Below are 14,402 nucleotides of genomic sequence, written 5' to 3'. Positions count from 1 at the left end.
AGTTGATGGGTTATGAAGCGTTTGATTAGGCATTTTTTGATAAAAGTTTACTAAGGTCAGAGGACTTTCCAAAGTCATGAAGGGCATTCATGGCCTGTTTCATGGTAATGGGGTAATATTCGCAATCGGACTTTAAGGTATATCTAATTTGTCCAGCGTCCATTTTAGGGGCGTCCGGAACGTACATTGTAAGGTAATCTGGGTGGGTGTCGTCAGTAATAAAACCAATGGTGAAGTATTTATCTTCTTTTAATAAAATAGCTTGCCACAAAGCAGAATTTTCCAGTTCGGCGTCATCCAAAAGGCGGTATTTCATCATTTGGAAGGATGGGAAATGGTAAAAAAGTCGCAATTCTGTTTTGGGGCTCCATTGTGTTACAAAGCCTTTTTGAAGAAACATTCCCACACCGGCACAGATAAGAAATAGTAAAACAATGCTCATGAGGGTTACCGATGCGGTGCCAAACACTGAATGAAGATCAAAAATATTGGAAAGGGCTTTTGCTAAGGGCAAAATTAGTTTTAGGGCCTTTCCAAATAACATGATCAGGATAAGCGTAGGAACCATAAAAAATAAACCTCCAATAAAGATGCTTTGTGAAGATTTTTTTATGAATGACATAGTGTTGATTCTTAAGGTGATACATAAATGTACGAAAAAGATTTAAGAACCCTAAAGAATTGTATGTCAGTAATTACGACGTAAAAAGGGAATTTGTCAGTTTATTTTACAAACTACTTGTATTTATTGGGATTGAAGCACTTATAATATTTACCACTCATTGATTTTGTTGGAGTCCAATTTTATGAAAATGAACAGCAAAATAGTGAAGCCCCAAAGCCCAGAACCTCCGTAACTGAAAAAGGGAAGCGGGATACCCACGGTGGGGATGAGCCCCATAACCATTCCGGTATTAATGGTAAAATGGACAAATAAAATGGAAGCTACACAATAGCCGTAAACTCTACTAAATTGACTCTTTTGCGATTCGGCGAGGTAGAGTATTCTTAAGATAAGCGCAACAAAAAGGACGACTACCATAGTGGTGCCAGCGAATCCCCATTCTTCTCCAACGGTGCTAAAAATGTAATCGGTGTGTTGCTCTGGAACAAATTTACCAGTAGTACGGGTACCTTGTAAATAGCCCTTTCCTGTTAAGCCTCCAGAACTGATGGCTTTTTCAGATTCGTTGAGGTTGTAGAGAATGGTCCGTTTCATTTGTTCCAATTTGTCTGGGTCTTTTTCCAAACGTAACCATAGACTGATGCGGTCCTTTTGATGGGGTTTTAGAACGTGGTCATAAAAATTCCGTACCGCAAAAGAGAAGCCAATGCAAAGCGCCAAAATGGTCAAAGGCATTAATATGGAGGCTTGTTTCTTTCGCTTATAAAAATAGAGTCCCAAAATAATAAGAGCAGAGAATAGGGAAGTGGGCAGTACTCCAAATTTTAAGGATAGCACTGATAGTAGCATGATGATGACACCAATAATCAAATAAATTTGTTGAATCCCTTCCCTGTAAAATACAAAAAAGAAAGAGGCGTAAACAATGGTGCTTCCCGCATCATTTTGTAAAAGGATCAACAATGCCGGTATAAAAATAATGGCAATGGTTTTTAATTGGTCCTTAAGAAATTTCAAGTTAGTCTGTAGGTCACTAATGTGCTTCGCTACAGCCAGCGAAGTTGCAAATTTTGCGAACTCACTTGGCTGTAAGGTCATGCCGCCAATCCCATACCAAGAGGTGGCGCCATTAACGTTTTTTCCAAAGACAAATAGACCTGCTAAGGAAATGAGGGAAACCAAATAAATGACACTGGCAAAACGTTCGTAAAACTTGGCTTCTATGGAAAGGATGATTATAATGAGGGCCAAGGTCATCATGATAAACATAAGTTGTTTACCATAGGGCTGGTCCATGTCAAAGTAATTGGTAATGTCTCCCATATGCGAAGCAGACATGATATTGAGCCACCCAAAACCAACCAAAATCAAAAAAAGTATGATCGTAATCCAGTCAAAACGTAATCCTATATTCTCTCTATGCATGTTTTATGGGTTCCATGTTGGGGGTATGGTGATGTCGTTGTCTGAATCAGGCTTGTCGCGATAATTCTCGATCACCTGAAGGGTGGTATGCCCGTTTATTTGGAAAGGTTTTCCAGAATAAGGTTTGCTATATTCGTTTTCCAAACTGTGTGTTAAAATCCAATTTTCCATATCGGTTCGGGAAATAGTGCCTTTCAAATATTTTTCAATCATAAGGCTGGCAATACGTCCGGCAAAACGACTTCCCCAATAACCATTTTCTACAAATACAGCGATGGCAATTTTTGGATCGTCTTTCGGGGCAAAGGCCACAAATATGGAATGGTCTGTCAACTGGGTTTTAACCCCATCTATTTTGGTGAAATTCTCAGCGGTACCCGTTTTTCCACAAATCTCTATTCCTGGAACCTGTAAAGTCTGGGCTGTTCCTTTATTGTAAACGTCAAACATTCCTTGAATGACAGGTTCAAAATGTACTTTGTCGATTGTGGTATTATGACGGGTAAGATATTTACTGTCTATGGTATCGTTTTCAATCTTTTTAATGATATGCGGGGTGTAAAAATACCCACGATTCCCTATGGCAGCAGCCATATTTGCCAATTGAATTGGAGTAGTCAATACTTCTCCTTGGCCAATAGCATTAGATAGGGTGAAGGTGGTGTACCATCTATTTTTGCCATAAGCGCGGTCATAGGTGGAGGCATCAGGAATTTTACCTGGCTGACCAATACGAAGGTCGTATCCTAAATAATCCCCTAAGCCAAAACTTTTAATATGGTCACTCCAAACATCCATGCCTTGGGCAGGGGTTTCATACTTGTCCATAATGCGGCGGTATACGTTGGCAAAATAGGAATTACAGGATTTATAGATTCCAATATCCATATCGGCTATACCCGAGTGGCCGTGGCACCCCATTTTTCTATTACCATAGCGATATCCATGATTACATACAAATCGGTCTTTTGGGGTAACTACGCCTTCCTGCAACCCAATTAGAGCGTTAAGAACTTTAAAGGGAGAGCCTGGTGGGTACATAGCTTGAAGTCCGCGATCGTATAAAGGTTTAGCTAGAGTATCGCGATAGAGTTGGGTGAAATTTTTAGATCGGTCTCGACCTACCAAAAGGTTAGGGTTGTAGCTAGGAGCCGATACCATGGTCAAGATTTCGCCACTACTAGGTTCGATAGCAATTATACCTCCTCGCTTATGCTTCATCAGGAGTTCACCATATTCTTGAAGTTTCGCATCAATTGTTATGGTGATATCTTTTCCTGGTTGGGGTAAGGTATCGTAGATGCCATCTTTATAGGGGCCGATGTTTCTGTTGAAACGGTCCTTTTGAATAAATTTAATGCCTTTGACACCTCGCAAGACTTCTTCGTAGGAGATTTCAACGCCTTGTTTCCCTATAAGGTCTCCCATTTTGTAGTAGGGCTGTTTGGCGATTATGGCATTGTTTACTTCTCCAATATCACCCAAAACATTCGCTCCAATAGAGGTTTGATAATCTCTTAATGAACGTTTCTGAATATAAAATCCTTCAAACTTGCGCATCTTCTCTTGTAAAATGGCATAGTCCTTTTTGGAGAGCTGAGGAACAAAAACCGAAGGGAGCCGTGGCGAATAACGATAGGCTTTGTCGTAAAGTCGAGTGAAATCTTCTTTGGTTATTTTTAAAAGATCGCAAAATTCCAAAGTGTCCAAAGGTTCAACTTCGCGCGGAATAACCATGACATCATAGGATGGTTGATTGGCAACCAACAGTATGCCGTTTCTGTCGTAAACGTAACCTCTTTTGGGGTAGTCGTACACTTTTCTAATGGCATTGTCTTCAAGAAGGTTATAAGCCGTCTGGTTGTAGACTTGGAGGTAAAATAACCGGGCAATAAAGATAATTCCAACAAGTAGGACCGTTGAAAAAAGTAATAGTTTTCTCATCGACGTTTTCTGCTAAATAATACTGTAATCAATAGGCTTAGTATTATAGTAAAAATACTTGAGAATAACGTCTTTTGCAGGACTAAAATTATTTTTGAAATGTTAAAAACTTCTAAAGAAAACATAATAAAATGGTGAATAGCCGTGGCTATCGAAAAATAGACCAAACGTCTACCAAATTCCGTTTGACTGAATTTGATACTTTGGTGTTCATAAATCATCCCGAATGAAAACTTTAAAATGGCAGGACGAATAAAAGCTAAGGTAACAGAAGCAGCCGCATGAATGCCTCCAGAATCGGAAAAAATATCTACGATTAATCCTAACAGAAAACTTAAAAATATGATAAGCGATCTGTTGGCCCTTACGGGAAACAGAAGAATAAACAGGATATAAGGGTAAGGGTTAATGTACTCTAAAAAGTTAACATTATTGAGTACCAACACCTGTACTAATACCAAAGTAAAAAACTGCAAGAAGGTATATATGGATCTATTATTCATCTACCGATTGTTCCAAGGTTCTTATTTCTTCTGCATCGGTATTCTCGATGATGTAAACATGGCCAAGATTGGTCATGTCGTTAAAAAGTTTCACGTCTATAGTATACGTGTCACCACTGATATCTGTTGTAAAGGCATCGATGGTTCCAATAGGAACTCCTTTGGGAAATATGGTGGACTGTCCTCCTGTAATTATGGTGTCTCCTACAGCTATAGATGCAAATTGGGAAATATCGATAAGCTGCACCAATGCATTCGATTTGGTGTTCCAAACAAGCGACCCGATATGATTGGAGTTTTTAAGTTGGGCGTTAATCTTACTCTTGGTATTCAAAATTGATAATACTGTAGCGTATTTATTGGAAGTGTTTTCAATAATCCCTACGATACCTTGTGAGGTAACAACACCGTAATCCTGTTGAACACCATCACGCTTTCCTTTGTTGAGCATCAAATAGTTCTTGGTGGCCGAGTAACTGTTTTTGTAGACTCTTGCAGGTATAAAACGAAAGACGCCCCCATAAAATGAGGTGTCCTGTTGAAATTGTTGTGCGGTGTCGGCAATTTTGGAATTGTACAGCAAGGTTTTTAGCCTTACATTTTCTTCCACTAACTGTTCGTTTTCAGTCTTCAGATTAAAATACTGCCCTATGCCATAGGCTTGTTTGTAAATACCGCCTGTAAAGAAATTGGCTGAGCTGATAAATTTGCTTCTATGGTAGGAATGGGACTGAATTGTTAAAGCAAGCGAGATACCAAATAAGAGCAAGAACAAAAGCACGATTTTGTTGCGTATAACAAAGTTGATGATTTGCTGCATTTGGTATTACTTATTTTATCAATACACTTTTGAATCTAGGTAGGTTTTTAAGTGTAATTCCAGTTCCTCTTACAACAGCACGTAAAGGATCTTCGGCGATGTAAACTGGTAAATCTGTTTTTTGTGATAAACGTTTGTCCAAACCACGAAGCATACTTCCTCCACCGGCTAAATAGATCCCTGTATTGTAAATATCGGCGGCTAATTCTGGCGGTGTTTGCGATAGGGTTTCCATAACAGAATCTTCAATTCTTAAAATGGATTTATCCAAAGCTTTGGCGATTTCTCGGAAAGAAATTTGTACCTGCTTTGGTTTTCCTGTAAGAAGGTCACGACCTTGAACGCTCATGTCTTCTGGCGGTAATTCCAAGTCTTCGGTAGCAGCTCCAATTTGGATTTTTATTTTTTCGGCAGTGCGCTCTCCAACGTAAAGGTTGTGTTGGGTACGCATGTAATATATGATGTCATTGGTAAATACATCACCAGCAACTTTAACAGATTTGTCACAAACAATACCGCCTAAGGCAATCACGGCAATCTCAGTGGTTCCACCACCTATGTCCACAATCATGTTTCCTTTTGGTTGCATGATGTCAATGCCAATACCGATGGCGGCGGCCATAGGCTCATGGATCAAATAGACTTCTTTTCCGTTTACACGTTCACAGGATTCCTTTACCGCACGCATTTCTACTTCGGTAATCCCTGAAGGGATACAAACTACCATGCGTAAGGCAGGAGAAAATAGCTTCTTTTTAAGGGCAGGAATGTTTTTAATAAACATGCTGATCATCTGCTCAGAGGCATCAAAATCGGCAATTACCCCATCTTTCAAAGGGCGAATGGTTTTGATGTTTTCGTGTGTTTTACCTTGCATCATGTTGGCTTCTTTTCCAACGGCAATGATTTTTCCAGATACACGGTCTCTGGCAACTATGGATGGGCTGTCTACAACAACTTTATCGTTATGTATGATGAGTGTGTTTGCTGTTCCTAGGTCTATAGCTATTTCTTCTGTTAAGAAATCAAAAAATCCCATGTGCTATTTTGTAATTATTTGGGTTTATATCTATCTGCTTTTTCACATTGTTGTAAATGTAATAAAACTTGCTAAATATACAGCCTTTAATTGGTATTCTAATTATATGTAAAATAAAAGGCACTCATGAGGTATAGAGACCTACAGGAGTGCCAATTCTTTATGATAAATTTCCACCAAGTGGACGTTTTATTAGTGTTTAAAATGACGTGTTCCTGTAAATACCATAGCCAAACCATGCTCGTTGCAGTAGTCTATGCTCAATTGGTCTTTGATGGAACCTCCTGGTTGAATTACGGCTGTAATTCCTGCGTTGTCTGCTATTTCTACACAATCCGGGAATGGGAAAAAGGCATCACTAGCCATTACAGCGCCTTTCAAATCGAAGTTGAAAGATTGCGCTTTGTGAATGGCTTGGTTGAGCGCATCTACACGACTTGTTTGTCCTGTTCCGCTAGCACACAATTGCTTGTTTTTGGTCAACACGATTGTGTTGGATTTGGTGTGCTTGCAAATTTTGGAAGCAAAGATCAAATCGTCTAGTTCGGCATCGGTTGGCGCTTTATCAGTTTTGGTTTCAGTGCCTTCCTTTGTGTCTGATACATTGTTGCGGTCCTGTACCAATACACCGTTAAGACAAGTTCTAACGTGGGTTTGGGCCAATTCGGCATCATTTTGTACCAAAAGGATTCGGTTCTTTTTACCTTTTAAAAGTTCTTCTGCTTCCGCAGTAAAACCTGGAGCGATTACTACTTCACAGAACAATTGGTGAATTTCTTCGGCTGTAGCCAAGTCAATTTCTTTATTGGCAATCAATACACCACCAAAAGCAGAAACTGGATCTCCAGCCAAGGCATCTACATAAGCTTGGTGAAGGGTGTCGCGTTGTGCCAAACCACAAGCGTTGTTATGTTTTAAAATGGCGAAAGTTGGCGCGTCATTTTTAAATTCATCCATCAAGTTTACGGCAGCGTCAACATCCAAAAGGTTGTTGTAGCTTAATTCTTTTCCGTTAAGTTGAGTGAACATGGCGTCGAAATCACCGTAGAAGAATCCTTTTTGGTGAGGGTTTTCTCCGTAGCGCAATACTTTACCTTTTGTTTCACTTACTTTAAGAGCTGGGATGTCTAGATCTTGATTAAAGTAGTTGAAAATGGCAGAATCGTAGTGAGACGATACGTTGAAGGCTTTGGCAGCAAAACGCTTGCGGTCAGCTTCAGAAGTTTCTCCCTTTTTGGTTTGTAACAATTCCAAGAATTCAGCGTAGTCATCAACAGAAGATACGCAAACTACATCGGCGTAATTTTTGGCTGCAGCACGGATCAAGGAAATTCCTCCAATATCAATTTTTTCAATGATATCTTGGTTGGAAGCTCCTGAGGCTACAGTTTTTTCAAAAGGATATAAATCAACAATCACTAAATCAATTTGAGGAATGTTGAACTCTTCAAGTTCGGTCACATCGCTCTCATTGTTTTGACGGTTCAAAATACCACCAAATACTTTAGGGTGTAAGGTTTTTACACGTCCTCCCAAAATAGATGGGTAAGAGGTCACATCTTCAACAGGGACTACATCTATCCCAAGGTCTTTAATGAAAGTTTCGGTACCTCCAGTAGAGTAAATGGTTACGTTTTGGGCGTGCAGTTCTCTCACGATTGGTTCTAAACCTTCCTTGCTGAAAACGGATATTAAAGCCGATTTAATAGTTTTGTCAGTATTCATTTTATTGTTGTTTAGTTTCCTTTTCTTACGGAAATGACAGTTATTTTTGCTAGCTTCCATCCCAATTGAAAGCCTCAATTTTTTTAAAGTGCAAAAATACACATTCTTAAAGAAATTGCCGCCTATTTATGAAGGGTTTATTTTAGTTTTTTTGTAACACAAAAACGTTAAAAACGTCCTATCTTTAAATCAGTAAAAAATCATCTCTATAAATGCTGCTTTACCTAAGGTTATTAAAAGAAAGTTTTGGATTTGCCTTAAGTGCCCTTCGTAACAATAAGCTCCGTACTGCCTTGTCTTTGTTGGGGGTTACCATTGGTATTTTTTCAATTATAGCCATATTGGCTGCGGTAGATTCCTTGGATCATAAAATAAAGGAAAATCTTTCCGGTTTGGATAAAAATACGATGTATATTACCAAATTTTCTTTTGGCCCAACCGATGTGCCTAGATGGCAACGGGAGCGATTTCCACAAACAGGTTATGATGATTATGAATTTTTAAGAAGGAGTGTGCCTGGTATAGCGGCATCTGCTTTTGTGATTTTTGGAGGGAATGAAACCATTCGGTATGAAGGAGAGACGGTTTCGGGAGTGAATATTACACCCGTGACCAATGAAATTTATGACATTGAAAATTTAACCTTGGAGAAAGGCCGTTTTTATACGGAATCCGAATCTGTTACAGGAGCACCTGTGATTGTATTGGGGTATACCTTGGCTGAGAATTTGTTTGGAAACTTAAATCCTGTAGGGAAACAAGTGAGAGCTTATGGGCGTAAGTTGACAGTGATTGGTGTGCTCAAGAAGTTTGGAGCGAATCTTGGAGATTCCCCCGATGAAAAGGCTTGGGTGCCGGTAAATTTTGTTAGACGGTTCCAAACGGGAGGTGTTGATGGGATTCCAGGTGCTGTTATTGTAAAACCTGAAAAGGGAATCGATCTCGGGGCTTTTGAGCAGGTGCTAAAACAAAAGTTTAGAGCTTACAGAGGGCTAAAGGCCGACCAGCCTGACGATTTTTTTATCAATAAGTTATCAGGGATGACCAATGCTATTGACAGTATTTTGGGAACCATGAATGTGATGGGGTGGATTATTAGTGGTTTTTCGCTTTTGGTAGGTGGTTTTGGAATAGCCAATATCATGTTTGTAAGTGTCAAGGAGCGTACCCATCTTATTGGTATTCAAAAGTCGCTGGGGGCTAAAAACAGGTTTATCCTGTTGCAGTTTTTGTTTGAAGCCGTTATTTTGGCCGTATTTGGTGGTGTGGTAGGTTTAATATTGGTCTGGATAACCTCAATAATAGCGTCTCAGTTTACCGGGGATTTTAAGTTTATCCTATCCATTTCGAATATGATGTTAGGCTTCTCGCTTTCTACGGCAATTGGCTTGATATCTGGAGTGATACCCGCTATTTCGGCTTCCAAGTTAAATCCAGTTGAGGCTATTAGAACCGGAATGTAATTTTTAAGTTAGGAAAGAATCGAAGAAACCTGAGCGCAAACATATTCTAAAAAGCGTTCGTCTGCTTCTGTAAATGGGTTGGGGGTGTTGGAGTCAATATCTATCTGCCCGATATTCTCACCATTCACAAAAATAGGAATGACAATTTCGGCTTTGACCGTTATGCTGCAAGCAATATAGTTATCTTGAGCAGAAACGTCGGGAACTACAAAATTTTGGTTGCTTACGGCGACTTGCCCACAGATTCCTTTTCCAAAGGGAATAATAGTGTGGTCTGTTGGGGCGCCCACATATGGCCCTAATTTCAACTCTTCCTTATCTCCGTTTCTAAAATAAAATCCCACCCAGTTGTAATAAGATACATTGGCTTCTAAAAGGGAGCAGATAGCCAAAAGTTTTTCATCTACACTTGAAGATCCTTGGATAATATTGTCTACTTGAGTTGTAAGCTGGTCGAAATTCATATTGTTTAAAAGTTTTTGTAAAAGTATTTAAAAGGGGCTGTTCCAAAAGGCCAATTTGTATAAATTTAACAATTCAATATTTATTGGGAAGTGAAGGAGTTATTGCAGAAATATAAGGAAGTTATCAAATTTATTATCACTTTTTTAGGAGTCTATGCTGTGTTGGTTATAGGCTATAAATTGTATCTGCAATATAGTACTGGTGATATCTATTATCCTGATTATCTCACTAATTTGGTGGCTAGGCAAAGTAGGGAGGTTGTTGAAAATTTTGGTTACGATGCTAAAATTGAACCCCATCCCGATGAACCATCCATGAAAATGATTGTCAATAATGTGTTCTTGGCACGAATCGTTGAGGGGTGCAATGCTGTAAGTGTTATTATTTTATTTGTATCATTTATTGTGGCGTTTGCAGGACGTTTAAAACCTACCATTATTTATTTGTTGGTGGGGAGTATCTTGATATATGCCGTGAATGTTGTAAGAATTGCCCTTTTGGCGGTGGGCTTATATCATTATCCCGAAAGCCAGGAAGTATTGCATTCGGTGGTGTTTCCTTTAATTATTTACGGGATGCTGTTTTTATTGTGGATTATTTGGGTAAATCGTGTGTCGGTTTCAAAAAAAGGGGAATGAAAACAATAACTAAATATATCTTGATGGCTGTTTTGATAGGCCTTTTGGTCTTGATTCGTTTTTTTGAAAACGACCTGTTCTACGATCCTTATTTGGAGTTCTTTAAAAATGATTATTTGTATATGGACAACCCAAGGCAGGAAGTTTTTAAACTGACCTTGTCTACAACCTTGCGTTATGTGTTGAATACCCTCATATCTTTAGGGATTCTTTTTGTGGCATTTAAAGATTGGAGTGTGGTAAAGTTTTCGACACTCCTGTATGGCGTGGCCTATGTGGTTTTGATAGCCTTGTTTCTTTATTTTGTTTTGTCACCAAAGCAATCACAGTATTATCTTTTTTTTAATATTCGTCGATTTTTAATTCAGCCAATAGGTTTGTTGCTACTGTTGCCTGCCTTTTACTATCAGCGATTAAAACGATAAATATTTGGGTTGTTTCATGCTAATTTGTCTCTGTGATATTTTTAATACATTTGTGTCGTGAAAGAGAAGCGGGCATACAAAATATTTTCTATGGCATTGGCTATCTTGGTGCTGTTTTCAACCATTTCCCTTACGGTTGAAAAGCATTATTGTGGCAGTAACCTGGTTGATGTGGCCGTGTTTTCTAAGGTAGAAAAATGTGATAGTGAAATGAGGGCACATACGGAAACTTCGGTGCAGAAGAAGTCTTGCTGTACAGATGAAGTTGAAGTGGTGTTGGGCCAAGAGGAACTAAATACCTCCAGTCTTGATGATCTGGATTATGGACAAAAGATCTTTTTGTCCAGTTTTGTATATAGTTACATAGACCTTTTTAAGGGTGAAACCAAGGGGCTTGTTCACCATAAATATTATATTTCCCCAAGCTTGATTGTAGACATACAGGTGCTCAATCAAGTATTTGTCATTTGATTATGGATTGCAGGCGCTTTAGCGCATGGAATTTAGTTTTTAGTGCTTCATTTTGAAGCCGTATAATCAATTGATATCATAATGAAATACCTTATATATTTTTTAATGTTTCCGGTATTCGCTTTTTCTCAGCAAGAGGTAAAGGGAATGGTCTTGGAAGCAAATAATGAAAACAAGCACATCCCTTTGGCTGGTGCCAATGTGTACTGGCTCAATACTTCCATTGGAGCCGTAACGGATATTGATGGTGCTTTTGTGGTGCCTTACGAAACGAGCTATACCCAATTAGTGATAAGTTATGTTGGGTATAAAACAGATACCTTGACCATTACAGAACCAAAAATAATTCGTCACTGGTTGCAGCCTACGAGTGAATTGGAACAAGTAACGGTAACGTCTCGAAAACAAGCGACTTCAAAATTGTATTTGCAGGCAGAAAATACCATGCTGGTAAGCAGTGATGAACTACTAAAGGCTGCGTGCTGTAATCTTTCGGAAAGTTTTGAAACCAATCCTTCTATTGATGTTAATTTCGCCGATGCCATTTCGGGGACGCGACAAATTAAAATGTTGGGATTGACCAGTCCTTACATTTTAATTGCAATGGAAAATATCCCTACGGTAAGAGGTGCGTCCCAAGCCTATGGTTTGAGTTTTACACCAGGGACTTGGGTGGAAAGTATTCAGATTACGAAAGGAGCAGGAAGTGTAGTGAATGGCTATGAAAGTATTGCAGGGCAAATTAATGCCGAATTGCAAAAACCTACAAAAGATGACAAGCTGTTTGTGAATTTGTATGGAGCAACGAGTGAGCGAATTGAGCTGAATACGCATTTTAATGTTAAGCTTAGCGATAAATTGAGCACAGGACTGTATCTTCACGGGAACAGTCATAACAAAAAACACGATGTCAATGACGATGTTTTTTTGGATATGCCCTTGTATAAGCAGATAAATGTCATGAACCGTTGGCAATATACCGATGCAGAAAAGGGCATTGTAAGCTTTTTTAATTTTCGGTATTTGGATGATCAAAAGCAAACTGGTCAGTTAGAGTTTGATCCGGAAAGGGATAAGTTAACCACAAATGCTTGGGGTAGCGAAATCGATACCAGACGCTTTGATTTTTCTGGGAAGTTGGGCTACGTAAATCCCGAGTTACCTTGGCGCAGTATGGGGCTGCAATTTGCAGTTAGCAATCATCAGCAGGACTCCTATTTCGGGATGAGAATTTATGATATCGAACAAAACAGTATCTATTCCAATCTAATTTATAATTCCATAATAGGAGATTCTCGCCATAAAATAAAAACTGGCGTGAGTTTTACCTATGATTATTATGATGAATTGGTAGAAAGCACGGAGTATGCGAGAGTGGATAACTCGGTTGGAGCCTTTTTTGAGTACAATTTTGACAATCTGGAAAAACTGAACTTAACAGCAGGTTTGAGAGTAGACCAACACAATCGCTTAGGTTTTTTTGTGACGCCTAGGGTTCATGTGCGTTATACGCCTTGGGAAAAATCGGCTTTTAGAGCTTCTTTTGGAAGAGGGAAACGCTCGGCCAATATTTTTGCAGAGAACCAAAATCTTTTTGCGTCTTCAAGACAAATTCAAATTCTTAATTCAGATGGGAGTATTTATGGTTTGGATCCTGAAATTGCTTGGAATTATGGGGTGTCCTATCTTCAAGGGTTTAATTTGTTTGGAAGAAAGGCAGATGTGACCTTGGATTTTTACCGCACCGATTTTGAAAATCAAGTAGTGGTAGATTTTGAAAACCCACAGATGGCAACCTTCAGTAATTTGGAAGGCGATAGTTATGCCAATAGTTTTCAGGCCGAAGTAAATTATAACATCCATGAACACGTGGATTTGCGTTTTGCATATAAGTATTATGATGTACAAACCCAATACCAAACCGGTAAAAAGGAACGGCCTTTAACGCCAAAACACCGCTTGTTTGCCAATGCCGGATTTGAAACTCATAGGAGGACTCATGGCGCTCAATGGAAATTTGATGTGACCTATAATTGGTTGGGGAAGCAACGTTTTGCCGCAACTAGCAGTAATCCGCTGGTGTATCAATTATCCGATTACACACCTACCGTAGGGACTTTGAATGCACAGGTGACAAAAGTGTTTTCTACAAAATTTGAAGTATATTTAGGAGGTGAAAATATCACCAATGTAAGGCAGGGCAATCCTATTTTAGCAGCAGATGATCCGTTTGGGCCTTATTTTGATTCAACCTTTGTGTATGGGCCAATTTTTGGTAGTATGTATTATGCAGGGTTGCGGTTTAGAATTCAGTAATTGAGAACAATAATTTATAGAAAGATGAAAAAAATAATCATGTCCCTTATGTTTTTGGCAGGAGTAGCTGCCATGGGGCAAAATAAAAATGCGAAAGCCTCCTTGGAAGTAGATGGTGTTTGCATGATGTGTAAAGACCGAATAGAAAAAGCGTGTATTAAAACCAAAGGGGTGAAATCGGCTATTTGGAATGTAGATACGCATGAGTTGAAATTGATTTATGACGAGCGAAAAACCAATTTGGATAGTATCCAAAAAAATATCGTGGCCGTAGGACATGACACCCAAGAGATGACGGCATCGGAGGAAGCTTATAATACTGTGCATGCTTGTTGCAGGTACCGAGACGAGGAAGTGAAAAGTGATCATCAAAATTAAAAAGTGTTAATATTAAGAATTGAAAAGCGTAGTAATTAATTGCTGCGCTTTTTTAATAGTCGCATATATGTAAGTGCTTGTTATTATTGTGTTTTAATTGTTTTTGGTTGCTTTTTATGTAAAAGTCGCATAGGTTAAGTGGGGATATTGTGTTGAGCTTCGATT

At 39.0% G+C, this 14,402-nt stretch carries 14 protein-coding genes; 6 read left to right on the top strand and 8 right to left on the bottom strand.

Annotated elements, in window-relative coordinates:
* Positions 1 to 25 precede the first annotated feature (25 nt).
* From RBH95_RS14375 to purH, 7 genes are all read right to left on the bottom strand, one after another.
* A complete protein-coding gene (locus RBH95_RS14375; protein WP_307900261.1) occupies positions 26 to 622 on the bottom strand; it encodes a hypothetical protein in 597 nt (198 codons plus the stop codon).
* 150 nt (positions 623 to 772) lie between these two features.
* Positions 773 to 2,050 carry a rod shape-determining protein RodA gene (rodA, locus tag RBH95_RS14370; protein WP_307900260.1) on the bottom strand — a complete coding sequence of 426 codons (1,278 nt, stop codon included), beginning with the start codon at positions 2,048 to 2,050 and terminating at the stop codon, positions 773 to 775.
* 3 nt (positions 2,051 to 2,053) lie between these two features.
* Positions 2,054 to 3,994 (bottom strand): penicillin-binding protein 2, encoded by a 1,941-nt coding sequence (mrdA, locus tag RBH95_RS14365; protein ID WP_307900259.1) that lies wholly within the window; start codon positions 3,992 to 3,994, stop codon positions 2,054 to 2,056.
* Entirely contained in the window at positions 3,991 to 4,497 is a 507-nt protein-coding gene (locus RBH95_RS14360; protein ID WP_307900258.1) for a rod shape-determining protein MreD, read from the bottom strand. Before RBH95_RS14360 ends, mrdA begins: the two co-directional genes overlap by 4 nt.
* Positions 4,490 to 5,278, bottom strand: coding sequence for a rod shape-determining protein MreC (mreC, locus tag RBH95_RS14355; protein ID WP_307902261.1), 789 nt, complete (start codon positions 5,276 to 5,278; stop codon positions 4,490 to 4,492). The genes RBH95_RS14360 and mreC overlap by 8 nt, the downstream gene beginning before the upstream one ends.
* A gap of 49 nt (positions 5,279 to 5,327) precedes the next feature.
* Positions 5,328 to 6,356: a rod shape-determining protein gene (locus tag RBH95_RS14350; protein ID WP_053990142.1), complete on the bottom strand. Its 1,029-nt coding sequence runs from the start codon at positions 6,354 to 6,356 to the stop codon at positions 5,328 to 5,330.
* Between the two features lie 192 nt (positions 6,357 to 6,548).
* Positions 6,549 to 8,081 carry a bifunctional phosphoribosylaminoimidazolecarboxamide formyltransferase/IMP cyclohydrolase gene (gene purH, locus RBH95_RS14345; RefSeq protein ID WP_307900257.1) on the bottom strand — a complete coding sequence of 511 codons (1,533 nt, stop codon included), beginning with the start codon at positions 8,079 to 8,081 and terminating at the stop codon, positions 6,549 to 6,551.
* Between the two features lie 212 nt (positions 8,082 to 8,293).
* Here purH and RBH95_RS14340 point away from each other — a divergent pair, with 212 nt between their 5' ends.
* The gene (locus tag RBH95_RS14340) at positions 8,294 to 9,544 is read left to right on the top strand and encodes an ABC transporter permease (RefSeq protein ID WP_307900256.1); all 1,251 of its coding nucleotides are present in this window, start codon (positions 8,294 to 8,296) and stop codon (positions 9,542 to 9,544) included.
* A gap of 8 nt (positions 9,545 to 9,552) precedes the next feature.
* On the opposite strand, the gene RBH95_RS14335 is transcribed toward RBH95_RS14340, so the two are convergent.
* The gene (locus RBH95_RS14335) at positions 9,553 to 10,008 is read right to left on the bottom strand and encodes a GAF domain-containing protein (RefSeq protein ID WP_307900255.1); all 456 of its coding nucleotides are present in this window, start codon (positions 10,006 to 10,008) and stop codon (positions 9,553 to 9,555) included.
* Between the two features lie 90 nt (positions 10,009 to 10,098).
* Here RBH95_RS14335 and xrtF point away from each other — a divergent pair, with 90 nt between their 5' ends.
* The 5 genes from xrtF to RBH95_RS14310 all read left to right on the top strand — a co-directional run bounded on the left by xrtF (position 10,099) and on the right by RBH95_RS14310 (position 14,237).
* Positions 10,099 to 10,647 (top strand): exosortase family protein XrtF, encoded by a 549-nt coding sequence (gene xrtF / locus RBH95_RS14330; protein WP_307900254.1) that lies wholly within the window; start codon positions 10,099 to 10,101, stop codon positions 10,645 to 10,647.
* Positions 10,644 to 11,072 (top strand): exosortase F system-associated protein, encoded by a 429-nt coding sequence (locus tag RBH95_RS14325; RefSeq protein ID WP_307900253.1) that lies wholly within the window; start codon positions 10,644 to 10,646, stop codon positions 11,070 to 11,072. Before xrtF ends, RBH95_RS14325 begins: the two co-directional genes overlap by 4 nt.
* A gap of 90 nt (positions 11,073 to 11,162) precedes the next feature.
* A complete protein-coding gene (locus RBH95_RS14320; protein ID WP_307900252.1) occupies positions 11,163 to 11,543 on the top strand; it encodes a hypothetical protein in 381 nt (126 codons plus the stop codon).
* A gap of 81 nt (positions 11,544 to 11,624) precedes the next feature.
* A complete protein-coding gene (locus RBH95_RS14315) occupies positions 11,625 to 13,859 on the top strand; it encodes a TonB-dependent receptor (protein ID WP_307900251.1) in 2,235 nt (744 codons plus the stop codon).
* Positions 13,860 to 13,883: 24 nt separating this feature from the next.
* Complete coding sequence (locus RBH95_RS14310; RefSeq protein WP_307900250.1) at positions 13,884 to 14,237, top strand: heavy-metal-associated domain-containing protein; 354 nt, start codon at positions 13,884 to 13,886, stop codon at positions 14,235 to 14,237.
* The last annotated feature ends 165 nt before the right edge of the window (positions 14,238 to 14,402 follow it).

The organism is Mangrovimonas sp. YM274, assembly GCF_030908385.1.
GTDB lineage: Bacteria > Bacteroidota > Bacteroidia > Flavobacteriales > Flavobacteriaceae > Mangrovimonas_A.
The sequence above is the reverse complement of the archived record's forward strand: the minus strand, read 5'-3'. Positions and strand labels throughout refer to the sequence as shown.

Bases quoted from the DNA above. Each gene is read 5' to 3' on its own strand.
- RBH95_RS14310 (WP_307900250.1), top strand. From the start codon at position 13,884: ATGAAAAAAATAATCATGTCCCTTATGTTTTTGGCAGGAGTAGCTGCC.
- RBH95_RS14350 (WP_053990142.1), bottom strand. From the start codon at position 6,356: ATGGGATTTTTTGATTTCTTAACAGAAGAAATAGCTATAGACCTAGGA.
- mrdA (WP_307900259.1), bottom strand. From the start codon at position 3,994: ATGAGAAAACTATTACTTTTTTCAACGGTCCTACTTGTTGGAATTATC.
- RBH95_RS14320 (WP_307900252.1), top strand. From the start codon at position 11,163: ATGGCATTGGCTATCTTGGTGCTGTTTTCAACCATTTCCCTTACGGTT.
- RBH95_RS14360 (WP_307900258.1), bottom strand. From the start codon at position 4,497: ATGAATAATAGATCCATATATACCTTCTTGCAGTTTTTTACTTTGGTA.
- RBH95_RS14325 (WP_307900253.1), top strand. From the start codon at position 10,644: ATGAAAACAATAACTAAATATATCTTGATGGCTGTTTTGATAGGCCTT.
- RBH95_RS14340 (WP_307900256.1), top strand. From the start codon at position 8,294: ATGCTGCTTTACCTAAGGTTATTAAAAGAAAGTTTTGGATTTGCCTTA.
- RBH95_RS14335 (WP_307900255.1), bottom strand. From the start codon at position 10,008: ATGAATTTCGACCAGCTTACAACTCAAGTAGACAATATTATCCAAGGA.
- RBH95_RS14315 (WP_307900251.1), top strand. From the start codon at position 11,625: ATGAAATACCTTATATATTTTTTAATGTTTCCGGTATTCGCTTTTTCT.
- rodA (WP_307900260.1), bottom strand. From the start codon at position 2,050: ATGCATAGAGAGAATATAGGATTACGTTTTGACTGGATTACGATCATA.
- purH (WP_307900257.1), bottom strand. From the start codon at position 8,081: ATGAATACTGACAAAACTATTAAATCGGCTTTAATATCCGTTTTCAGC.
- RBH95_RS14375 (WP_307900261.1), bottom strand. From the start codon at position 622: ATGTCATTCATAAAAAAATCTTCACAAAGCATCTTTATTGGAGGTTTA.